This window comes from Enterococcus gallinarum, assembly GCF_021496385.1.
GTDB classification, from domain to species: Bacteria; Bacillota; Bacilli; order Lactobacillales; family Enterococcaceae; genus Enterococcus_D; species Enterococcus_D gallinarum.
In genome coordinates, this window is sequence record NZ_CP050816.1 from 1,759,567 (window position 1) to 1,782,541 (window position 22,975).

The 22,975-nt window shown below is 40.9% G+C and carries 18 protein-coding genes; 13 read left to right on the forward strand and 5 right to left on the reverse strand.

Annotated features, from left to right (window positions below):
- Window positions 1–29: 29 nt before the first annotated feature.
- A complete protein-coding gene (locus tag HED61_RS08685; RefSeq protein ID WP_060815402.1) occupies window positions 30–659 on the forward strand; it encodes a lysophospholipid acyltransferase family protein in 630 nt (209 codons plus the stop codon).
- 255 nt (window positions 660–914) lie between these two features.
- Window positions 915–1,268: a nuclear transport factor 2 family protein gene (locus HED61_RS08690; protein WP_003127021.1), complete on the forward strand. Its 354-nt coding sequence runs from the start codon at window positions 915–917 to the stop codon at window positions 1,266–1,268.
- Window positions 1,269–1,516: 248 nt separating this feature from the next.
- Here the strand turns inward: HED61_RS08690 and HED61_RS08695 are convergent, their stop codons facing one another.
- Window positions 1,517–2,812, reverse strand: coding sequence for a PTS sugar transporter subunit IIC (locus HED61_RS08695; protein WP_003127022.1), 1,296 nt, complete (start codon window positions 2,810–2,812; stop codon window positions 1,517–1,519).
- Window positions 2,813–2,857: 45 nt separating this feature from the next.
- Window positions 2,858–4,033, reverse strand: coding sequence for an anhydro-N-acetylmuramic acid kinase AnmK (anmK, locus tag HED61_RS08700; protein WP_003127023.1), 1,176 nt, complete (start codon window positions 4,031–4,033; stop codon window positions 2,858–2,860).
- A 287-nt stretch (window positions 4,034–4,320) separates the two neighbouring features.
- Here anmK and HED61_RS08705 point away from each other — a divergent pair, with 287 nt between their 5' ends.
- From HED61_RS08705 to HED61_RS08715, 3 genes are read left to right on the forward strand one after another with little or no spacing between them, the layout of a single operon-like run.
- Window positions 4,321–5,457, forward strand: coding sequence for an exonuclease SbcCD subunit D (locus tag HED61_RS08705; RefSeq protein WP_219645270.1), 1,137 nt, complete (start codon window positions 4,321–4,323; stop codon window positions 5,455–5,457).
- A complete protein-coding gene (locus HED61_RS08710) occupies window positions 5,439–8,618 on the forward strand; it encodes an AAA family ATPase (RefSeq protein WP_219645269.1) in 3,180 nt (1,059 codons plus the stop codon). The genes HED61_RS08705 and HED61_RS08710 overlap by 19 nt, the downstream gene beginning before the upstream one ends.
- A 22-nt stretch (window positions 8,619–8,640) precedes the next feature.
- Window positions 8,641–11,805, forward strand: a complete 3,165-nt coding sequence (locus tag HED61_RS08715; protein WP_219645268.1) for a DEAD/DEAH box helicase — start codon at window positions 8,641–8,643, stop codon at window positions 11,803–11,805.
- A gap of 83 nt (window positions 11,806–11,888) precedes the next feature.
- On the opposite strand, the gene HED61_RS08720 is transcribed toward HED61_RS08715, so the two are convergent.
- Entirely contained in the window at window positions 11,889–12,620 is a 732-nt protein-coding gene (locus HED61_RS08720) for an HAD family hydrolase (protein WP_219645267.1), read from the reverse strand.
- 247 nt (window positions 12,621–12,867) lie between these two features.
- On the opposite strand from HED61_RS08720, the gene HED61_RS08725 reads away from it, so the two are divergent.
- From HED61_RS08725 to HED61_RS08750, 6 genes are all read left to right on the forward strand, one after another.
- Window positions 12,868–14,583: an ABC transporter ATP-binding protein gene (locus HED61_RS08725; RefSeq protein ID WP_005472341.1), complete on the forward strand. Its 1,716-nt coding sequence runs from the start codon at window positions 12,868–12,870 to the stop codon at window positions 14,581–14,583.
- A gap of 677 nt (window positions 14,584–15,260) precedes the next feature.
- A complete protein-coding gene (gene spxA / locus HED61_RS08730; protein WP_003127030.1) occupies window positions 15,261–15,659 on the forward strand; it encodes a transcriptional regulator SpxA in 399 nt (132 codons plus the stop codon).
- 154 nt (window positions 15,660–15,813) lie between these two features.
- Window positions 15,814–16,464: an adaptor protein MecA gene (locus HED61_RS08735; protein ID WP_003127031.1), complete on the forward strand. Its 651-nt coding sequence runs from the start codon at window positions 15,814–15,816 to the stop codon at window positions 16,462–16,464.
- 82 nt (window positions 16,465–16,546) lie between these two features.
- Complete coding sequence (locus HED61_RS08740) at window positions 16,547–17,542, forward strand: competence protein CoiA (RefSeq protein WP_103299931.1); 996 nt, start codon at window positions 16,547–16,549, stop codon at window positions 17,540–17,542.
- A 66-nt stretch (window positions 17,543–17,608) separates the two neighbouring features.
- Entirely contained in the window at window positions 17,609–19,426 is a 1,818-nt protein-coding gene (gene pepF / locus HED61_RS08745; protein ID WP_219645266.1) for an oligoendopeptidase F, read from the forward strand.
- Between the two features lie 186 nt (window positions 19,427–19,612).
- Window positions 19,613–19,876, forward strand: coding sequence for a hypothetical protein (locus HED61_RS08750; protein WP_219645265.1), 264 nt, complete (start codon window positions 19,613–19,615; stop codon window positions 19,874–19,876).
- Between the two features lie 104 nt (window positions 19,877–19,980).
- Here HED61_RS08750 and HED61_RS08755 read toward each other — a convergent pair whose 3' ends face one another.
- Together HED61_RS08755 and HED61_RS08760 are read right to left on the reverse strand one after the other, a co-directional pair.
- Window positions 19,981–20,637: a DsbA family protein gene (locus HED61_RS08755; protein ID WP_103299933.1), complete on the reverse strand. Its 657-nt coding sequence runs from the start codon at window positions 20,635–20,637 to the stop codon at window positions 19,981–19,983.
- Window positions 20,638–20,725: 88 nt separating this feature from the next.
- Window positions 20,726–21,319 (reverse strand): CYTH domain-containing protein, encoded by a 594-nt coding sequence (locus HED61_RS08760; RefSeq protein WP_219645264.1) that lies wholly within the window; start codon window positions 21,317–21,319, stop codon window positions 20,726–20,728.
- Between the two features lie 195 nt (window positions 21,320–21,514).
- On the opposite strand from HED61_RS08760, the gene HED61_RS08765 reads away from it, so the two are divergent.
- Window positions 21,515–22,168: a GTP pyrophosphokinase gene (locus HED61_RS08765; protein ID WP_021151082.1), complete on the forward strand. Its 654-nt coding sequence runs from the start codon at window positions 21,515–21,517 to the stop codon at window positions 22,166–22,168.
- 5 nt (window positions 22,169–22,173) lie between these two features.
- Window positions 22,174–22,971, forward strand: coding sequence for an NAD kinase (locus HED61_RS08770; protein ID WP_029486937.1), 798 nt, complete (start codon window positions 22,174–22,176; stop codon window positions 22,969–22,971).
- Window positions 22,972–22,975: the final 4 nt, after the last annotated feature.

A 22,975-nucleotide genomic window follows, 5' to 3' on the forward strand; every position in this document is an offset into this window, starting at 1 on the left:
TATAAAAGAAACTGGAAAGGAAAGTGAGTATGTTTTTTAGCTTTATGCGAGGCGTGGTTCGGGTCATTTTGTTTTTGATCAACGGGAACGCCCGATATCAAAACAAAGAGGCTTTGCCGCAAAATGAAAATTACATATTGGTTGCACCTCACCGTACCTGGTGGGATCCGTTGTATCTGGCGGTGGCTGCTCGTCCCAAAAAGTTCAGCTTTATGGCAAAAGAAGAATTGTTTAAGAATCCAATCTTGCGCTTTATTTTGATTCATGCGAATGCTTTTCCGGTAAAGCGTGACAAACCAGGGCCGAGTGCTGTCAAAACACCGGTGAAAATCTTAAAAGATACAGATCTGAGTCTCATTATGTTTCCTAGCGGAACAAGACATTCGACCGCGCTGAAGGGTGGCATGGCACTGATCGCCAAAATGGCGAAGGTAAAAATCGTTCCTTCTGTTTATCAAGGTCCCTTAACGCTAAAAGATTTATTTAAACGTCGACGAGTAACCGTTCGTTTTGGGGAGGCGATCGATATCAGTGATATCAAGAAAATGGATAAAGAAGGGTTAGCAGAAGTGGAACGCCGCATTCAAGGTGCTTTTACAAAGCTCGACCAAGAAATAGATCCGAATTTTGTTTATGAAGTAGAAGAGAAGGAACGCTGATGCGTTTCTTCTTTTATTTTTGACTGTGTTTTAAATAAATATTGAACTTGATAATTTTTTGAGGATATGCTATAAGATAATCAATAACAAGGGATTAGTTACAGGTTTAGAGGGCCTATTAGGGCAAATAGTAATTCTTTGATTTCAGATGTTCAAAAATTATTTGTGAAAGTAGAATATATAAATACAATTAGATACTTGTTTTATAGTGCAAATTAAAATGAAGATTTTTACACATCGAGGAGGTAAAATGATATGAAGCCAAAAGAAATACTTTGCCAATGGGTTGACGCATTTAATCATGCGGATGTAGAAATTATTTCAGAATTATATGATGACAATGCAATAAACCATCAGGTTGCCAATGAGCCAGTTATTGGAAAAGAGGCTATAAAGAAAATGTTTGAACAAGACTTCTCTAACGCAGAAATGGTTTGTATCGTTGAAAACATTTTCGAAGATGGACAATGGGCAATTTTAGAGTGGCGTGACCCATTAGGTTTGAGAGGTTGCGGTTTTTTTCAAATAGTAAATAATAAAATTTTATTTCAAAGAGGCTACTGGGATAAGCTATCTTTCTTGAAACAGCACAATTTGCCTATTGAATAAAATGAATAGATATCTTATATAAATAGTTTGTAAATTTCTTAAAGGTGCATTAAGGGAAAGATAATAATTTCCCTTAATGATTGTTAGAATAGTAACACTGCGTTAAAACATAGTCTTATTTCTAATTTCTAAAGTAGGGTTGCTTCGTGCTTCTTACCTAGGAAAAGCAGCTCCTTATTGGTATGCTCAAAAAAATTTTAAAAAGGAGTCTCTGTTAGACAGAGGCTCCTTTTTTAGCTCATCAAGAGTTATTCAGTGACTGGTTGATTTTCCTTTTCCAATTCATTTTTGTCATAGATTTTTACAAATGGATAATAAATGAGGATGGAAAGTACAATCAAAAGAATGTTTAAGACGATTGCTCGCCAGTCACCGCCTGTTGCAAGAAAGGCACCAATTGGTCCTGGCAATGTCCAAGGGGCATTGACGGTCACTTTGTTGACTAAACCAGCCGAGGTGGCTACCCAGGCAATTACACCATTGACTAATGGTGCAATGATAAATGGCGGAATCAAAATTGGATTCAAGACGATAGGCGTCCCAAAAATCAGCGGCTCATTGATATTGAAAATAGCAGGGATCAATGCGGTTTTTCCTAGTTTTGATCCGAATTCGGATTTTGTACGAAAAGCAAGCAAGATCGCCAGACCGATGGTTGACCCTGCGCCGCCGATCCAAATGAACCATTGGTAGAATGGCTCAGCAGCAATGTTGGGAATCACATCGCCAGAAGCTAACGCAGTGGTGTTGCCTTCCAATAATTGCAGCCATAACGGCCGTGCCAGTGAACCAACGATCGAGGCACCATGGATCCCAAAGGACCAAAAGAATGTCGTTAAGAAAGTGATCAATAAGACACTTGGCAAGCTATCGGCTGCGCTAACTAGAGGATCAACAACTTTTGCTACGATGGTATGCCAGTCAAAGCCAATGTAATAGGTGATTGCCCCCATACCTAAAATAATGATCAATGTTGGCGTTAAAGCTTCAAAAGAACGAGCAACAGCAGGAGGGACTTGTTCCGGCATCGTGATTTTAAATTTAGATTTATCCGTCAAACGATAAATCTCCACAGCTAAAATCGATGTAATGATCGCTACGAACATCCCGGCACTGCCCAAGTTTGCCATTGGTAAAACAAATCCGGCTGTACCAGCAGCCTCCAAAGCTTCGGGGGGAATATTTATTGGCGTGAAAGTCAATAAAAAAGCTGTGGTGGCTAAGATACCACCAGAGAGACCATCGAGTTTATAGGAACGGGCTAAGCTAAAGCCGATCCCGAATGCGGCATATAAACTCATAATGTACATCGTCATGCGGTAAGGAAGCAAGATCGTGGTCGCATGGCTCGAAAGAAATTGATAGATTCCCCAGTCTTGTGGCAGGGGAGGAAAAGCCAAAATCATAAAAAATGAGCTGACGATAATCAGTGGCAAAGTAGAGACGATCCCATCGCGGACCGCCCGTAAATGCCGTTGACTCCCCAGTTTTTCCATTGGTCCAGCCAGGTGACGTTCAATGAACTGTGTAAATTTATCTAACATTTTTTAACCTCCTGTGAAAACGTTCATATGGTTGAATTGATAAAGTTATGTTGGGTGATTCCGCTCTCCTATGGGACCAAATGGATTTGGGATGATCTTTCCCAGAATCACGGATTGTTTGGCACCAGTCGCGGCAGGAGCATTATTTTTATGTCCCTGTAAGGTCTCGTATCCTAAAAGGGCAAATGCCATAGCTTCTTTCGCATCATTGGACCAACCTAAATCATTTTGGGTAATCACTGTAATCTCAACGGGTAAGTAGTTGACCAGCATTTTTTTTAGTGTTGAATTATGCGCGCCGCCGCCTGCTAAAATCACTTCAATGGGTCCGCTTTCAACAAGTGGGAAAACGAAGCGCCGATAGCTCTCGGCAATCGAGTAGGCAGTAAAATCGGTCACTGTTGCTATTAAGTCTGCTGGTTTTTCTGCAGAAAAATCTGCTAATAGTTGATCACTGAATGCTTGACCAAATAGTTCCCGTCCAGTGCTCTTAGGGGGTGCTTGATCGAAATAGGAATGATTTCTTAATTGTGTTTGCAATTTAGGAATAATGGTTCCCTGTTGAGCAATCCTTCCTTCAGCATCGTAAGGAAGTTGGAATAATTGATGCATCAGTTCATCGATGATCATATTTCCAGGACCAGTATCGAAGGCGACAAGATCACTTAATGTGCCATTTTTCGGCAGGACCGTCACATTTCCAATCCCACCGATATTTTGCAATAAGCGGGTTTTATCAGGGGAACGATACAAGAGATAATCAGTATAAGGTACAAGCGGTGCTCCTTGTCCACCAGCAGCCATATCCATCGCGCGGAAATCGGCAACCACAGTTGTTCCGAGTCCGTAGGCAATGATTGACGGCTCTCCAATTTGAAACGTACTGGAAACAAGCGGGTTTTCCGAGGGTGCATGCCAAATAGTTTGTCCGTGGCTAGCAACAAAGTCAATGCTAGTTTCGGTTACTGCTGTTTCTTGGCAGACCTGACGACAAGCAGCGAGAAAGGCATAGCCTAGCTCAACATTTAACTGACAGATCAAGGAAACAGAAGAGTCCTCCGGGTCACAGGCTTGTTTTATTCTTTGGCGCAGCTCGGGGGAAAAAGCAGTAGTCGTCAGATGCAACAGACGAATAGATGGCTGTGAATGATTATCGATTTCTACTAATGCGGCATCAACACCATCTAAACTAGTTCCAGACATGAGTCCAATTCCAAGCATTGTTTCTCCTCCTTTCTTTTGTGTTTGTCGAAACCAAATTAGATGAACTTGGGCGGAAATGTATTCGGTTTCAACCTCGTCTTTATTGTAGTGTATGTGTAATTGCATTTCAATGATTTTTTTGTAAAAGGAAATTTAATTTCATTAATTTGACAAATCAGTGTGAGAACCCGTTTGGAAAAAGAAGGACTCAATTGTCTGGGAACGAGAAGATCACGTTGATACATTCAATTCATAATCGTAAAGTGGTATAATGATGGGAAGGATATTTTTAAGAGGGTGGGTATATGCGGTTTTTACATACAGCAGATTGGCACATAGGTAAAAAATTACACGGCTATGATCTTCTCGAAGATCAAAGTTACATTATTGACCAGATAATTGATCTGGCGGAAGAACAATCAGTAGATGCAATTATCATTGCTGGGGATCTTTATGATCGCACGGTGCCAGCCGTTGACGCAGTGAAATGTTTAAATGAGAAAATAGCGAAAATCAATTTAGAAAAAAAGTTTCCTTTACTAGCGATTTCTGGTAATCACGATAGTCCGACACGACTTGAAACTGGCAGTCCATGGTTCAAAAATACGCAATTTTACCTAACGACCTCCATTGAAGAAAGTATTGAGCCGATTGAATTTTCTGACACCCAGTTTTTCTTGTTACCTTATTTTGAACCGATCGAAGCGCGTTTGTTTTTTGATGAAAAAATCACAACGATCGCAGAAGGGGTGACTCGGGTCCTTCAAGAGATGAAGCAGTATTTTGATTCTACGAAAAAACAAGTCTTGGTGACTCACTTTTTTGTAGCTGGTTCAAGCCAGACGGATTCGGAAACCAAAATTCAAGTAGGCGGATTGGATAGTGTACCGACAACGGCTTTTGAAGGGTTTGACTATGTCGCCTTAGGACATCTTCATGCAAATACTGCGCTAAATCATGAACGAATCCGTTATAGCGGGTCTCCGTTGAAATTTTCATTGTCTGAAATAACCAATGAGAAAGGTGTTTATATCGTAGATACTCAAAAGGACCAGCGGCATTTTTATCCGTTGCGGCCGAAAAGAGATCTTCAGCAATACACTGCTTCTTTTGAAACATTGCTTGATCCTGCCTTTTATCGGCAAGTGGATCGAGAGGCCTTCTTACACTTCACGTTAACGGATCGAGCCGTAATTCCTAATATGATGAATCAATTACGGCGGGTCTATCCTCGAATTTTATCTGTGGAGCGGCAAAGTGGGCGAATCGTCAGCAAGAAAAATTTGACATTAGCCGATGAGGAGGATCCGCAACGGGTGATCGCCCATTTTTATAAAGAAATGACTGGAGAACCGTTAAATGAGCAGCAGCAAAAATGGCTCACAGGTTTGACAGCGGGTGGAGAGAAGGAGCGAGAGCAGTCATGCAGCCAAGAAAATTAATCATGAAAAACTTTGGTCCCTACATTCATGAGGAACTGGATTTTGGCGACTTTCAAGAAGGTGGTTTGTTTCTAGTCAGCGGGAAAACCGGGGCTGGCAAGACGACGATCTTTGATGGAATGACATTTGCATTATTTGGAGAAACTTCCGGAAATTTGCGGTCCGGTAAAGAAATGCGTTCGACATTCGCTTCCCCCACAGAAGAGACGAGTGTCCGTTTTTCCTTTGACCATCAACATTTGCACTATGAGATCGAACGACGTCCCGAACAAGTCTTAGCCAAAAAACGCGGCGATGGAGTCACGAATCAAGCAGCTAAGGTACGGTTGACGATCTATGATCAGCAAGGAAAAGAGCGCAAACAAATCAGCAAAAAAAATGAAGTAGATATCTTCATCAAAGATCTGCTGCAATTGGATGCCAAACAATTCTTCCAAATCATTTTGCTGCCTCAAGGAGAATTTCGCAATTTTTTGATCGCCAGCAGTAATGAAAAAGAAAAAGTTTTGCGGAATATTTTTGGAACGGAAATGTATCAGCGCTTCAATGAATGGCTGAAAGAACAGGTCAAAAAGCAAACCAAACAAATTGAAAAACAACAAACGGCAGCGGATCATTTGGTCACACGCTTTGAGTGGACCGAACCGGCTGCTCCGGTTTCGTTGGTTGAGACATTAGCGTACTGGCAGACAGATCTTGAGAAACAACGAAGTCATCAGCAAACAATTGAAGCAAAAAAATCCCAAGCGGAGCAAGAGAAAAAGACCGCACAGGAAGCTTTTTATTTGGCAAAAGAAATCCATAAAGCACTTGCCGAGCAACAGGAACTCAGCCAACAGGCAGCGAATCTAGCTGCGAAAGAAAGTCAAATTTTAGACGATAAGCTGCGGCTGCAGCAGCTAGATTGGGCGAGTGAGCATCAAGAAATCTTACGCCAAAAAGATGAGCGGACAGCTGAAGTAGCACAGGCTATTCAACAACTTACATTCAATCAGCAATCATTAGAACAATGGCAAGAGTCTCAAGAGATATGGGACAAAAGCCGAGAAGTTCAGGTAGATCGAAAGGACGAACATACGGCAGCTAAGCAACGTTTACAAATACTGGCACAGTTAAAACCATTAGCCGAGCAAGTTCAGCAACAAGAAAAACAGGTCGCTTCTTTGCAGGAAACGGTGACTCAACAGGAAAAACAAGCGCAGCATCTGAAAGAACAGCAAAATCTTGCTATGAAGCAGGAGCAAGGATTAAAAGAAGAAATCCAAAAGCATTCGATCTACCAAGTACAGGAAGTCCAACTGGTTCGTGGAGAAAATCTATTGTACCAATGGCAGATGTTGAAAAAAGAGGAGCAGCAGCTGACTGATACCCAACAGCAACTAACAGACCAGCAGCGGAAATTGCAAGAGGAGCAGCAGCAGTTAGTAAGTAAATATGATGAGTTAACTGAAAAATTGGTGCAAGAAAAAAGTCGAAATGCCAAGATGCAGATTGCTCGTTTAAGTCTCTTATTGGTGGAGGGGGAACCTTGTCCGGTCTGTGGCTCTTTTGAACACCCCGCTGCTCAAAAACATACAGAGTATAGTAATGAAGAAATCATTGATAGCGAGCAGCAACTTGAATCTTTGGAGAATCAGCTGCAACAAGTTGGTGAAGACCGTTCGACGAACTTGCTGCTGCTAGAACAAGTCAATGACCAGTTTCAAACAATTAAACAAAAAATGAGCGCGTTGAAGGAAAAACAACAGACAACGTATCAGACACTGCGAGAAATCCTCCAGCCGTTGATGGAAAATATGCTAGGTCAAACAGTCCTGAAAGAAGGAGTTGGCAAGGAACCAGCTGATCCATTGCTGGCAGAAGGATTGACTGAAAAGGAAATTGCCACCACCTATTTCAAATGCCAACAAATCAATCAGCAGTTGAAAGAGCAATTTGCTCTAGACAGTCAGAAATTGACAGAGGTCCAAGCAAACAGCCAACATCTTACAGAAGAATTGACAGCACTTGAAGCAAGTCTCAAGACTGCTAGTGACGCTTTACGTTTGGAAGAAGGAAAGCTGTCCTCACTAAAAGAGCAAACGGAGGGAGTATCTCTGGAGCAGTTGAACGAGGAACAGGAGCAACTAGCAGCACAATCGTCTCGTTTAGCAGCTCTGATTGAAGCGGATCAGTTGGAAGAGCAACGTTTGAAGGAACAGTATACGATCCTGACAGAGCAGCAACGAAATCTGCAACAGTTTCTAGCCGACAAGCAACAAGCTGCTCAGCTAGCCCAAGAACGCTTGGAAGAAGTCTTGCCTGCGGCATATACCGAACAACAGATGCGCAGTCTGCTCAATGATCTTGAGGAACGCCAGGAGCTACGCAGTACGATAAAAACCTATGAACAACAACAACGTTTTGTTCAACAGCGACAGCTTGAACTGGCACAATTTTTGCAAAACAAAGCTGTGCCTGACTTGGAAGTCTTGCAAGAACAAGTAGACCAGTCTGAAACAGCGGTAGAACAATTACAAGAACAAGTAATCCGAGGAAAAGAACAAATCAAGCAAAATCAGCGATTACTTGAAGAATTGCAGATAATCTATCAACAAAACACCAAGCAATTAGAAAAAATCAGCCATTTACAGCAACTATCAGAAGTCATCAATGGAGAAAATGAAAAGAAGACCAGTTTGGAACGCTATGTTCTGCAACGATTTTTAACAGAGATCTTAGAAGTGGCGAATGTTCGCCTAGCTCGGTTGACAAGAGGACGTTATCAATTCGAGTTGGCAGACAAAGTGGGGAGCTATCGAAGCTCGACAGGGTTGGAGATCGATATCTATGATGATAATGCTGGCAGTCTTCGGCGAGCACATACCTTATCGGGTGGTGAAAGTTTTATTGCCGCATTGGCATTGGCTATCTCATTAGCTGATGTGATCCAAAATCGTTCGGGAGGCATCGAGATCGAGGCGTTGTTTATTGACGAAGGATTTGGCTCATTAGATGAAGAATCGTTGGAAATGGCGATGGAAGCATTAGAAATGATTGAAAATGAAGGGCGGATGATTGGGATCATTAGTCATGTAAGAGAATTAAGAGAGCGAATCTTGCAGCAAGTCGTTGTTCAAACAGATGGCAGTGGACAAAGCAAAATTCGTACAAAACTTTAGAGAAAGGAGGAATCAGAAGCATATGAAATGGAGTATTCCAGAAAAAGTCATTGAAAGAGGTCGGACCTATCTAAATGAAGGTCGCGTCCTATCGGTTATTCCAGATCCAGAGAGAAAGGTATGGCATGCGGAAGTCTTGGGAAGTGAGCTATATTTAGTCGATCTTGATGCGACGGCTAAAGAGATCGATTATTGCCAATGCCCCTATTGGGAAGAACATCACTATTGTAAACACACTATAGCTGTTGAACTTTATTTACGAAAGCAAGGTAAAACAAGACAAATCACAGAAGAAAAAAAGCCAGCAAAAGCCGCATTTTCGGCTTCGGAGATGTTTTCTCAGGGATTCAATCGATTGCAGTCTGGACAGCGGACGATCACTCCTTTGCAAATTGAATATCGTGTCGAAAATCTGACCACGAACCCTTACCACCAGGAGATGGATGTTCTAGGGATTTCACTAAAAGTCGGTCAACGGGGAACTTCAAAGACATATGTCGTCAAAAATATCTATAAATTTTTGCAAGTCTATCAAGAAAAAAAGAGCTATCTGGCGAACAAACAAACAGAGTTTCTTTTAACGAGTGAAGCATTTGACCAAACCAACAATGATATTCTGATCCGCTTACTAGGCATTGCTCAGACACAGCAGCTGATTGGACAAGCTGGCATCCAAGTGAAAGGCAAACTAGACAAAAAGTATTTGCTATTGCCAGTTGAATACGGGAAAGAACTATTAGAGAAAATGAACGCTGCTTATATGCAGTTAACGATTGGCAACGCTAAACTTCGTCAAGTGACTTTTTCTGAAGGCAAGCCGCTGCATTTTCGTGTTCAAAAAGAACACGGTCAATTTCCGTTATCTTTGACGAGGGATTTTGATCACTTGCTGAGCTATTACAATTGGGGCCTTCAAGGCGATACGATCGTTGAATTGACGATGGACCAAAAAGAAGTCTATTTGACGATGCAGCAATTATTCAAACGCTTTGAAGAACCAACGATCATTTATCCAAAAGCGGAACTGTCCAACTTGTTTATGCAAGTTTTGCCTCATTTACGCAAGATCGGCACGGTAGAGATCACAAAAGAGGTCGGAGCAGAGATCCAAGAGAGTCCGTTAGCCGTTGTTTTTTCACTGCGTAAAATCAAAGGTCAGATCGATTTGCAAATTGATTTCAATTATGGCGAAGTGACTTTTTCGACTGACGAAAAGCATCAAGTGATTCCTGAGGCCCATCCAGAGATTTTAAGGGATTACCCACAGGAAAAGCGGATCGAACAAGTAGTTGAAAGAATGAAGTATCAAAAAAGTACCAAAAATTGGTTCAAAGCGCTACCGGAAGGGGAAGAATTGTTTGCCTTTTTCACTCGTGAAATTCCTTTACTGCGTCAACTAGGAGAAGTACGTATCGGCAAAAAATTGCGGGAACTTTACTTAGATGCACAGCAGTACCGTCCAACGATCGAAATTGAAGAAAATGGTTCCTGGCTGGATATTCACTTTGATGTCAGCGGGATCGCTGAATCGGAGATCGATGCTGTCTTGCGGAGTTTGTTGCAGGCTGATCGTTTTTACACGACAGAAAATGGGCAAGTTCTTTCACTGGAAACAGAAGCCTTTCAAGAAGCAAGCGCCGCGCTGAAAAAATTACGGACAGCCTTTGTATCTCAGTCAGGTACGTTACAAGTTCCGTTGAATCAAGGATTGTATTTGCAAGAAGAACTAGCTGACCAAGCAACTTTTAGTCAAGGATTCAAACAAATGACGACAGATTTGATTCATCCAGAAAAATTTGCTGCACTATTGCCTCAACAGCTCCAAGCGCAATTAAGACACTATCAGGAAGTCGGATTTCGTTGGCTGAAGATGCTGAGTCAGTATCAATTTGGCGGCATACTTGCAGACGAAATGGGATTAGGGAAGACAGTTCAAACAATCAGCTACTTGTTGTCTGAAAAGCAAGAGAAGCAACAGTTGAATGCTCTGATCGTTGCACCTGCGAGTTTGACGTATAATTGGCAGCAAGAAATCAAACGCTTTGCACCAACGATCCAGTCGGTGGTGATCAGTGGTTCTCGGGAGGAACGCGGCAGCCAATTACAGCTGCCGGCAGATGTCCGCATCACATCTTATGCCAGCTTACGGCAGGACATCGACCAGTACCAAGAATTAGGTTTAGCGTATTTGATCTTGGATGAGGCGCAAATGGTCAAAAACAGCGGAACCAAAACAGCACAAGCATTGCGTTCTTTAAATGTTCCCCATCGATTTGCATTGAGTGGGACACCCATCGAGAATAATCTTGAAGAGTTGTGGTCCTTATTTGAGATGATCATGCCGGGATTTTTCCCAAATAAACAACGCTACAAAGAATTGACGACACAAGAGATCGCAAAAATGATCAAGCCATTCATATTGCGACGCGATAAAAAATCCGTTCTTCAAGATCTGCCAGAGAAGTTAGAAACGAATTATTATAGTGTACTGACAGAAGAGCAGAAAAAAATCTACCTTGCGTATTTGCGCCAAATGCGGGAAGAAATCGCACAAATGGATACAGCAGCATTTCGCAAAAATCGTATCAGCATCTTGGCTGGCCTTACTCGTTTGCGTCAAATCTGCTGCGATCCGCGATTGTTTGTGGAAGATTACGAAGGCACATCAGGCAAGCTAGAACAGGTCAAAGACCTGATTCAAGCAGCAAAAGAAAACGGCCGCCGTGTGCTCTTATTCTCACAGTTTACAAGCATGCTTTCGATCATTGAAGAAGAACTTGCTCAAGAAGGAATTGAAACCTTCTATTTACGAGGAAGCACTCCTCCTCAAGACCGTTTGAGTATGGTCGATGCTTTTAATAGTGGAGAAAAAGATGTCTTTTTGATCTCATTAAAAGCCGGCGGAACTGGATTGAATCTGACAGGGGCGGATACGGTCATTTTATATGACTTATGGTGGAATCCTGCAGTGGAAGAACAAGCCGCTGGCCGGGCACATCGAATCGGTCAGAAAAAGGTTGTGGAAGTTTGGCGAATGATCGCTGAAGGAACCATTGAAGAACGAATGGATGCTTTGCAACAAGAAAAGCGGGAACTATTCCAAAAAGTCATCCAAGGGAATGAAGCCCAGCTGAACCAAATGACGGAAGAAGATATTCGCTTGATTTTAAGCATTGGTGAAGAATAGATTCAGCGAAAACAAAACCCTTGATACGAAAGCAAGAGACAGCTAGGATGCGAAGATTTGCATCTATAGCTGTCTCTTAGTTTTTAGCGAGCCATCACAACTGCATCTGTAAAGGATAAGATACCCTCTGTCAGCTCTTCAAAAGCAGTTAACGTACAGTCAGGGTGACAATTTTTGATTTCGGGAGCTTGGCGTCGGCGATGATTCAGCCAAAGGGCTTGCCATCCCGCTTGTTTACAGCCAAAGACATCATTGTCAAAGTTATCTCCCACGTATAATGTCCGTGAGGGATCTAAATCAAACCGTTCTTCAGCAAGCTGAAAAAGTTCAATATCCGGTTTTTGGTACCCTGTTGCTTGAGAAATCAGCATGTATTCTGGATGGATCCAGCGAGTCAATTCCAATTGATCGATTTTCTTTTGTTGGTGATCTGTTGGGCCATTGGTAATGATTCCAAGCTTGATAGGTAATGAAGCCAAGGTATTGAGAGTTTCTTCTACGGCTGGATGAAGTTGGATGTTGTCTAGCTCTGTCTCGTAAGTCGCTTGAAACAATCGGCTAGCATCATTTGATAAAGGAGAGTAGCCTAAATCAATCAGCGATTGACATAGTCTAAAGGTACGAAATTCTTCTAATGTCCATTCTTTTGAGATGACTTTTCCAAAATGGTCATCGCTATGTACGCGAAAACGAATATAAAGAGGATGGAGATCTGTTGTTGCTACTTCAGGTATGATGGTTGTAACCGCATTTCGAAATGGTTGTTGTTGATCGTATAAAGTATCATCGACATCAAAGATTATCGCATTAAGCAAAAGAGACACGCCTTTCAAATGTAGTGAAAATTTTCATTTTGTTTTCGAACATATAATAGCGGATATCTTGAGAGAAAAAAAGGGCTTAAAGCTTGATAAATAAAGGTTTTATTTACTAATTTTAGAAATCCTTGGTCTCATCGCTTTTTCAAATTTGAGTGAATTTTACCCTTTTCAATCGATTTCTCATTTTGCTTTTCCAGAAAGACTTGCTTATAATGTAGATTAATGAAAAGGAGGAGGAAGTGTGTTAAAAAGGTTTTTTAGCTATTATCGGCCATACCGGTCATTGTTTGTCTTAGATTTTACTTGTGCTGTCTTTGCAGGGCTGCTTGAATTGGTTTTTCCAGTTGCCGTGAATCAAGTGATCGACAAGATTATGCCGCAGAACAATTTTCGGCTGATTTTGCTCGCTTGTTTGGGGCTATTTTTATTTTATCTGGTCAATACGATCTTGCAATATATCGTGGTCTTTTATGGCCATAAATTGGGTGTCAATATCGAGACAGATATGCGTCAAGAATTATTCCGACACTTACAGACACAGTCTTTTGAATATTATGACAATCAAAAAACTGGACGTTTGATCAGTCGGCTAACGACTGACTTGTTTGAAATATCAGAAGTTGCTCACCACGGTCCCGAGGACGTCTTTATTACGATCATGACATTGATCGGTTCATTCTTGCTGATGCTCAATATGCATGTTCAACTTGCACTTGCTACTTTTGCACTGATTCCATTGATTACGATTGCACTGGTTTTCTTCAATAAGAAAATGACGAAAGTCAATACAGAGATCTATGACAATCTAGGTGAATTCAATGCTGGGGTAGAAGCAGCAGTCAGCGGCATTCGCGTGACTCAGTCTTTTGCCAATGAGACGTTTGAACATCAACGATTTGACGGTCTGAGCGGCCTTTATCGTCGTTCAAAAATCGTCTTTTATAAAGTGATGGCAATCAGTTCTGCCTATAATTACTTTCTGATTCGACTGATCAATTTGTTTGCCTTGATTTTTGGGGCCTATTACGTGATCAAAGGGGAATTGACGAATGGACAGTTTGTTGGATTTATCTTGTTATCCAATGTCTTTGTTCGGCCAATCGAAAAGGTCAATACCATGATTGAAAGCTATCCGAAAGGATTTGCTGGCTTCAAACGCCTGACAGAAGAGCTGGACAAGAGACCGGCGATTCAAGATAAGCCAAATGCCATCGATGTACACGCACTAAAAGGCGATATCGTTTATCAAGATGTTTCCTTTGCTTATGCAGATGCGACGAAGGTATTGAACCATATTGATCTAACGATTCAATCCGGCGAGACTGTCGCTTTTGTGGGACAAAGCGGTTCTGGAAAAACAACGCTTTGCAATTTACTGCCGCGGTTTTATGAAGTAACTGAGGGTCAGATCACGATTGACGGAATCAATATCCAAGACATGACGCTTGCCTCACTACGGGGCCAGATCGGAACTGTTCAGCAAGATGTTTTCTTGTTCCCGGGAACGATTCGAGAAAACATTGCTTATGGGAAATTGGATGCGTCAGAAGAAGAAATTGCTCAAGCCGTGAAACTCGCTCATTTAGAACAAGTAATCGACCAAATGCCTGAAGGATTGGAAACAGTCATTGGAGAACGCGGGGTCAAACTTTCTGGTGGTCAAAAGCAACGGGTAGCGATTGCCCGAATGTTTCTAAAAAATCCGCCAATCTTGATCTTAGATGAAGCGACCTCTGCGTTGGATACAGAAACAGAACAAGTGATTCAAGAATCATTGAACTCATTAGCTGATGGACGGACCACATTGATTATTGCCCATCGTTTGGCTACCATCAAACATGCGACAAGGATCATTGTTGTCAGCGATAAAGGGATCTTGGAAGAAGGAACCCACGAGCAACTGTTAGCAACAGGGGGACATTACAAAGCATTATATGATGCCCAGTTCAAAAATTAGACGAAAAAAGCGACTTCGATCGCTTTTTTCGTCTATATGCAAATAAACATATTCAGTGGATATCGCTGATTTCTTCAAAGAGATTTGTTAGGATTTACTTATCAAACGCTTTCTTTGTTTGTAACATTTGTCATATTCGTTGCCGATGAAATGATTTTTCACTCATAATGAGCCACTAATGACTTGGAATAGAATACGTGATAATACAGATTTCCGTTTTTTTGAAATCTTTTAATAACAAGTTCTTTTCTTTGTTTGTAAGTCTTTAACGAGTTTTAGGTGTAAAAAAAGATTGGTAAAGACCAATGAGAGAGTACTAGTATTATAGAAAGAAACTTGTATAGAGGAGTCAGATATTATCGAATATTTTATCAAAATTAAAAAACGATAGAATTAAATCACTAGAGTGATTTAAATAAATCTATGGTTCATGATACAATTTTGACACACTGTTATACAAAAGAAATGAAATTAAAAAAAAATTTGATTTTTCTCATTTAAATTGATGTAAAGTTTGTGAAAGCTTTTGTTTGAGAGGTTTCTCTTTTAATATAACTTGAGAGTTTTATTAAAAAATACAAAATTTACACTAGATTTTTTTAAAATAGTTCTGTATAATTAAAATCAAGCAAGACAACAGAACTTGCGAATGGAATTTAAAAAAGGAGAGATGCACGTTGTTGACACTATATACTTCCCCAAGTTGCACATCTTGTCGCAAAGCTCGTGCGTGGTTGCAAGAGCATGAGATTCCTTTTGTTGAAAGAAATATTTTCTCAGAACCTTTAAATATTTCTGAATTAAAAGCAATCTTACAAATGACAGAAGATGGTACAGAAGAAATTATCTCTACAAGATCCAAAGTTTTTCAAAAATTGAACATGGATCTAGATGACCTGCCGCTAAAAGATTTATTGACACTTGTACAAGAGAACCCAGGATTATTGCGTCGTCCGATCATGATTGATGAAAAACGACTCCAAGTTGGTTTTAATGAAGATGAAATCCGTCGTTTCTTGCCAAGAGATGTTCGTCAACTAGAACTACGTCAAGCACAATTGATGGCAGGCTTATAAAAATCAAATAGTTATGAGATCAGTGAATGAAAAGCTGATCTCTTTTTTTGGCATTTTAGGATTTTCTTAAGAGGATATGCGTTTTCTCTTTACTTTTCAACAGGTTTCGTTAAAATGAACCTATAGTGATTAGCAAAAGTGAGGTGTAGCTAATATGGAAATGGAACATATCAATGAAAATACGATTCGTGTACTGATCAAGAGCGAAGATTTAGCTGCTAGGGGCATCACTTTTCTTGACCTTCTTGGAAATCACAATGAGATTGAAAACTTTTTTTATAGCATATTAGAAGAAGTAGATATTGATGAAGAATTTAAAGGCAGTGAAGCGGTGACCTTTCAAGTCTTACCTAAAGGGGATGGCTTAGAATTGTTTATCAGCAAAAACCTACCGCCTGAAGGAATGGAAAACTTTGATGATATGAGCGATGGTTCAACTGAGGACATTACGGATATGTTGAAGAAGCATGTCGCGTCACAATTACAAGAGACAGAGTCCCAGCCGGAGTTAGGCAATCGTTTTATTTTTGAATTGAACAGCTTTGAAGCAATGGTTCAATTAGCGTCCGAAGTGTATTTGGATTCAGTGACCACGAATCTTTATCAAATGAATGACCGTTACTATCTAGAAGTCCAATTTATGGATAACGATACGACAGACATCGAAGTTGAGAATGCACTGGCTTATTTAATGGAATTTGCTAACCGGACACAAGTCACTTCAGAGGTTTTGGCAGAGTATGGAAAAATCATTATGGAGCATGACGCATTGGAATTGACCCGTTACTACTTCAAAAATGTCTAATGTTCACTTATAATCGTAAAAGCGAGAAAATGGCTACAATCATTTTCTCGCTTTTTTGCGTATTTCTTTTTGAGGTGAGAAGATGATTATTGCGTATGACAACCAGCAGCAGCGGATCAAAGCTGATCAGGCGAAGAAAGATTCAGAACCCTTTTATTGTCCAGGATGTCATGGACCGGTGCACTTAAGGAAAGGCCTCCTGAAACGCCATCATTTCGCTCATTATGCTGCGGCTAACTGCGAAGTGTTTAGTGAAGGAGAGACAGAGGAACATTTGTCAGCAAAGGAGCTCCTCTACGAATGGCTAACAGATGAAACGATCGAAATAGAAGCTTACTTGCCGGATTTGCAGCAGCGACCGGATCTTCTTGTGGGCAAAACAGCGATTGAAGTACAGTGTTCGGCTTTGTCTTGGAGCCGCTTTGTCCAACGAACAGAGAAGTATCTTGCCTATAACTATTCTCCTTGGTGGCTTCTAGGCAAACATCTACAACCGCAACTCCACCATCGATGGACCGTTTTGCAAAAGGCCTGTTGCCGTTTTGCGGAGCAACCGGGGTTTTATTTGTGGATCATAGATACACAAGAGCAACGCGTTGGTCTCATATACGAGATCAATTGGCATTATAAGTGGGGTGTTTCTTTTCGTAGACGTTATTTTCGAAAAGGAGAACCTATCGGCTGCTGCCCATCGCTAAACAATTATTCTAGAAAGTCCTGTCGAACATACCATCAAAGGTGGCAGCCGGAAGCTTACCGAGTCTGGTTATTACACAAGCTGATGCAACAGCAAAAACAGATCCTCAGTCTTCAAGCACTCCTTTACCCTCTCGGAGGACATATCGGCAATCTGCCGCATTGGTGCTATCATCCCAGTGATTATGGTTTTTTGTTGGAACATCGAATTTTAGTCCTGCGTTTTTTATTTCATCAAAACGCAAACCGGAATTTTTCTCACTGGCTGAATCAGTTGCGCAAAATGAATTGGAACTGGTTGTTTCCTATGATTGATCAAGGGCTACTATTGAAACGTATTTATCAAGAATGTTCTGATTTCCAGAAAATTCAACCTTTTTGATTCTCTTAGCTTGGTTCCCGCCAAAAGTATGTTAAGATTATTTTAGTATGTAAAGGAGTGAAGAATATGTCAGAAACAAAACAATTACCAGATCGTGCGGATCTACCGGAAGCATTAACATGGGACCTTACAAAGATCTATGCCGATGATGGGGCATTTGAAGAAGCGTTCCAAGAGATCGTGGCTGAGTTGAAGCAGGCTGATGATTTCAAAGGGACATTATCACAAGGACCAGCAGCTTTCAAGGAAGCATTAGAATATGTGTTAGCGATCTCCCGTAAACTGGAAAAACTCTATGTATACAGTCATCTGAAAAATGATCAAGATACAGCCAACACAACCTATCAAGGGCTTTATGCAAAAGCCAGCAACCTTGTTGCTCAAGTAAGTGAAGCGATTGCCTGGTTTGATCCTGAATTGCTTTCAATGGATGATGCAACTATTTGGGGTTATTTCGACCAAGAGCCGGAATTGGCCATTTACCGCCATCTTATTGAAAAAACTGTCAATAACCGTCCCCATGTTTTGCCGGCTGAACAAGAAGCTTTACTAGCAGGTGCAGGAGAAATATTCGGCGCTTCTGGAAATATTTTTTCCGTATTAAACAATGCCGATTTAGAATTTCCGATCGTTGAAGACGAGAATGGAGAGAAAGTTCAATTATCTCATGGTGTTTATGGTCAATTGATGGAAAATACCGACCGTTCCGTACGGGAAGCTGCCTTTAAAGGGTTGTATGGTGTCTATGAGCAGTTCCGTAATACATTTGCCCAAACATTAAGTACCAATATCAAAGCCCATAACTTTAAAGCTAAAGCACGCCACTATGAGTCTGCTCGACAAGCTGCATTAAGTGCCAACCACATCCCGGAAAGTGTCTATGACACCTTGGTAGCTGTCGTGAATGAACATTTGCCGCTGCTGCATCGTTACATGGAGTTAAGAAAACGCTTATTGGCTGTTGATACTTTGCATATGTATGATGTCTATACACCAATTCTAGGGGAAGCTCCGATTCGCTATAGCTATGAAGAAGCTGTCGCAAAAGCCAAAGATGCTTTAAAACCTCTAGGTGAAGAATATTTAGCCGTGGTAAACGAAGCGTTTGAAAATCGCTGGATCGATGTTGTCGAAAATAAAGGCAAACGCAGTGGCGCCTATTCATCTGGCGCGTACGACACATTACCCTATATTTTGATGAACTGGAATGATCGTTTGGATCAATTGTTCACATTGGTGCATGAGATGGGTCACAGTGTCCACAGTTATTTTACTCGCAACAATCAACCTTATGTTTATGGCGATTATTCTATTTTCTTGGCGGAAATTGCTTCAACAACTAACGAGAACATCTTGACAGAATACATGTTGCAAACCGAAACTGATCCTCGCGTAAAAGCCTATGTCTTGAATCATTTTCTGGATGGATTTAAAGGAACGATTTTCCGTCAGACACAATTTGCTGAGTTTGAACACTTTATGCACGTAGAAGATGCCAATGGAACGCCATTGACTAGTGAATTTTTGAGTGACAGCTATGGTGAGCTGAATGCTAAATACTACGGTCCTTCTGTAGAAAAAGATCCTGAGATCAGTCTAGAGTGGTCACGTATCCCGCATTTTTACTACAATTACTATGTCTATCAATACGCAACAGGCTTTTCGGCAGCTTCTGCACTAGCTAAGAAAATTTTAACAGGAGAGCCTGATGCCTTAACGAAATATTTGACCTATCTAAAAGCAGGCAACAGCGACTATCCAATTGAAGTGATGAAAAAAGCTGGAGTTGATATGACTAAAGCAGATTATATCAAAGACGCGATGAAAGTCTTTGAACAACGGTTGGATGAATTGGAAGCATTAGTCAAGGAATTAGAAGCATAAGCAAGACTGTCTTAGCCACTGAAGGATCGTTGATCGATCGTCAGTGGCTTTTTTTAGCAACAGGTTGATTGCCTTATTTTGACGGTGACGCCTAGAAAAAAAGTAAGTATAGGAAGGATTTGCTTGTCAACAGAAACCTCAATTTAAACTTTAAAGTGAGAAAATCTTTTTTTATGAGTAAGCAAATTGCAAGAAGCAAAAGTATTTCCATGTTACGATAGAAATGAAAGAGGAAAGGGGGCCTTTGGAATGGACAAGGAAGAAATTTTTGCCCGTCGCTTGGATAATAGCAAGAAAAAACGGGAAGTTGTCACGAAAGAAGCTGTATCTGCCCACAAAGAGAAGCAGACCGAATTAGAGCAGACCGAATTGCCGGATCAAGACCCTACAGATAAAAAAGAGCTTTCTAAAAAAGATCCTTCAAAGAAAAATTCTGATAGGACTGAATAGAAAAAACATCCAAACGATGGATCCACCCTTTGACGGTCTCTTATTAATAGGAGACCACCAAAACGAGGGTGACTCGATCAGCGTTTGGATGTTTTATTGATTGTTTAAAGCAAGACAAGTCGTCGATTCAACGAGTCGATACGAGGAACATCAGCATCCCTGATATCTTTCTTTTGATAGAATAAACGATAGTTTTCCTGATCTGTTCGGCAAAGGTGTGGAATATTTCTAAGAGCTTCCATTCCTTCTAATAAGACACCATAATCTCGTTCACAACCGAAATTATACACTACAGCCGAAGGAGACATCGTAATGCCCATTTCGCGAGCAACACTTTGGTCGGATGCGAAATTCTGCTTGATCAAATCAGACTTGCGATCTTCTAAAAACATGTCAAGATCGCCGTTTGTTTCAGCGAAAATCTGTTTGACTAATTCGAAGGAATAAGGTTCTTTATTTACGCCTACTTGACATTGAAGTTTAAGTAAAAAGTCGCGGGCGATTTTTCGACCTTGAAGCTGAGCTGCTTTGTAGTCCAATGAAGCCTCATAGATTTGACTGGTTTGTTGATTACGCAATCCTAGATCGGATCGATCCATTGAAAGGTAATCCATTGAAATCCCCACAGTGTGTAAATTCATGATTGGTAATATATGCAATTGTATTTTTTTTCTTTGATCACTCAGTGCGTCCAACAAGGTCAACTCGGATTGATAACAAATTGGACCTATCGGATTCACAAACAAATAAATCTCGATCATCTGAATCTCTCCCCAATTAAGATTCTTTTTCTTTTGTATATATTAAATATAACAGAAATTATTATAAATGAGAAATGCCTAATGAGAACTATTCATACTCTTTTTTTGACAACTTCTCTTCTAAGGCACGAATAATTTTATTTTTTGCTGGACGATAACTGATATGCAGGCGATCAAGCAAAGACAAAAATGCTCGTTTTCCTGAAGAAGCCTCTGAGACTTCCAGTTCGAGCTCATAGTCATGGGATTGGCCATACCAGCTTTCATCTAAAGCAAGTAAACCTTCTGTTACGCTGAATTCTGCTCGACGAGTCGTCAACTCAGCAAAAGGTTTCACAGCTGCCGGATCAATTTGCTCTTGGATCAAGCGATCGGCAACCGCACCGGTAAATAAGATTCTTTGATTCTCACGCAAATCAGCTGCTTCACCTAACGAAAGGATATCGGTCGTTTCCAATAACCCTTCTTTAAGAGGTGATTTAAGCGTTAATTCTGCTTTATCTTCCGTCGTCCGAATCCGCAAACCAAACTTTTTTTGTTTTAATTGATGATCCAATGTATCAAAATAAAGATTTGTTTGGGTATGAAAGGCGGAGCGATCAAGCTGATAGAAGGCAATGACTCTCTGATATTCTTCACGAGTCAACAATGTTTTAAATTCGATTTCTACTTGATGTGTCATTGTTTTCCTCTTTCCTTACAGTCCATCAAGTTTACATAACGATGGGCAATAAGTCAAATGAAAACCCTTGGGAGAGTTGAAGCAAAAAAGAGCTCTGTTATTTTTCTTGCAGGTGGCACCGATTGAACATTCTGTTTTCCTTTAAGATTGTGGTAAAATAGAACCGTATGTTATGAAAAGAATCGAGGGATAGAAATGATTCGAGATTGGGAAGATTTTTTGGCACCATATGAACAAGCCGTCTCAGAACTAAAAGTAAAGTTGCGGGGAATCCGCAAACAATATCGAGAACAAAATAAACACGTGCCGATCGAATTTGTCACGGGTCGTGTAAAACCAGTCGATAGTATTTTAACTAAAAGCAAATTGCGGGGAATCCCTTTGGATCGTTTAGAAGAAGAAATGTCAGATATTGCCGGCTTGAGGATCATGTGTCAGTTTGTTGAAGACATCCATCAAGTAGTTGATCTTTTGCGCACCCGACATGATATGAAGGTAATTATTGAAAGAGATTATATTACAAATAAAAAAGCGAGCGGCTATCGTTCCTATCATTTAGTGATCGAGTATCCTGTCCAATTGATCGATGGTGAAAAGATCATTTTAGCAGAGATCCAGATTCGTACATTAGCGATGAACTTCTGGGCAACGATCGAGCATTCACTGAATTATAAATATCAAGGAGAATTTCCAGATGAAATCAGCGAGCGCCTGCGTCGGTCTGCAGAAGCTGCCTACCAATTAGATGAGGAGATGTCGAATATTCGCGAAGAAATCCAAGAAGCGCAACGGCTGTTTTCACATGGGAAAGGCAATCATAAGGAACAGCGGCAGGGGGATGAAGCATGACAGGGATCAAAGTAGCAATTATCAACAATCAAGAAGAAAAGTCGATGCTTGTCACAAAGCGATTAACAGAATTGTTGGCCCAGTCTGACAATACGATTGACCAAGAGAACCCAGAATTGGTTATTTCAGTGGGCGGAGACGGGACACTGTTGTCTGCGTTTCACTTGTTCAGTCATCGCTTAGCAGAGGTTCGTTTTTTGGGGGTCCATACAGGACACCTTGGGTTTTATACCGACTGGCGAGACTATGAATTGGAAGAATTGGTCGATACGTTGTGCAATGATCGTCAAAAGAGTGTGAGCTATCCTTTGCTTGATGTCCGCATCACTTATACCAATGGGAAATCAGACAAACATTTTCTTGCATTGAATGAATCAACGATCAAGCGGGGAAATCGGACAATGGTAGCTGATATTTCAATCAAAGAAGATCTTTTTGAGAAATTTCGTGGAGATGGCTTATCGATTTCGACACCTACAGGCTCAACAGCTTACAACAAAAGCGTGGGAGGGGCAGTATTGCATCCAAGTATCAATGCTTTTCAACTAGCAGAAATCGCTTCTTTAAACAATCGTGTTTTCCGAACGTTAGGGTCACCGATCATTGTCGGAGATCATGAGTGGGTCAAAGTCAAACTACAAGCTAGTACGGACTATCTAGTGACCATTGATCAATTTACGATTGAACAGGAAGAAATCGATGCGATTTATTATCGTATTGCAGACGAACGGATCCACTTTGCCTCCTATCGGCATATGCACTTTTGGAACCGTGTCAAAGATGCGTTTATTGGAGAAATTTAACAGT

Bases quoted from the DNA above. Each gene is read 5' to 3' on its own strand.
- HED61_RS08685 (WP_060815402.1), top strand. From the start codon at position 30: ATGTTTTTTAGCTTTATGCGAGGCGTGGTTCGGGTCATTTTGTTTTTG.
- HED61_RS08690 (WP_003127021.1), top strand. From the start codon at position 915: ATGAAGCCAAAAGAAATACTTTGCCAATGGGTTGACGCATTTAATCAT.
- HED61_RS08695 (WP_003127022.1), bottom strand. From the start codon at position 2,812: ATGTTAGATAAATTTACACAGTTCATTGAACGTCACCTGGCTGGACCA.
- anmK (WP_003127023.1), bottom strand. From the start codon at position 4,033: ATGCTTGGAATTGGACTCATGTCTGGAACTAGTTTAGATGGTGTTGAT.
- HED61_RS08705 (WP_219645270.1), top strand. From the start codon at position 4,321: ATGCGGTTTTTACATACAGCAGATTGGCACATAGGTAAAAAATTACAC.
- HED61_RS08710 (WP_219645269.1), top strand. From the start codon at position 5,439: ATGCAGCCAAGAAAATTAATCATGAAAAACTTTGGTCCCTACATTCAT.
- HED61_RS08715 (WP_219645268.1), top strand. From the start codon at position 8,641: ATGAAATGGAGTATTCCAGAAAAAGTCATTGAAAGAGGTCGGACCTAT.
- HED61_RS08735 (WP_003127031.1), top strand. From the start codon at position 15,814: ATGGAAATGGAACATATCAATGAAAATACGATTCGTGTACTGATCAAG.
- HED61_RS08740 (WP_103299931.1), top strand. From the start codon at position 16,547: ATGATTATTGCGTATGACAACCAGCAGCAGCGGATCAAAGCTGATCAG.
- pepF (WP_219645266.1), top strand. From the start codon at position 17,609: ATGTCAGAAACAAAACAATTACCAGATCGTGCGGATCTACCGGAAGCA.
- HED61_RS08755 (WP_103299933.1), bottom strand. From the start codon at position 20,637: ATGATCGAGATTTATTTGTTTGTGAATCCGATAGGTCCAATTTGTTAT.
- HED61_RS08760 (WP_219645264.1), bottom strand. From the start codon at position 21,319: ATGACACATCAAGTAGAAATCGAATTTAAAACATTGTTGACTCGTGAA.
- HED61_RS08765 (WP_021151082.1), top strand. From the start codon at position 21,515: ATGATTCGAGATTGGGAAGATTTTTTGGCACCATATGAACAAGCCGTC.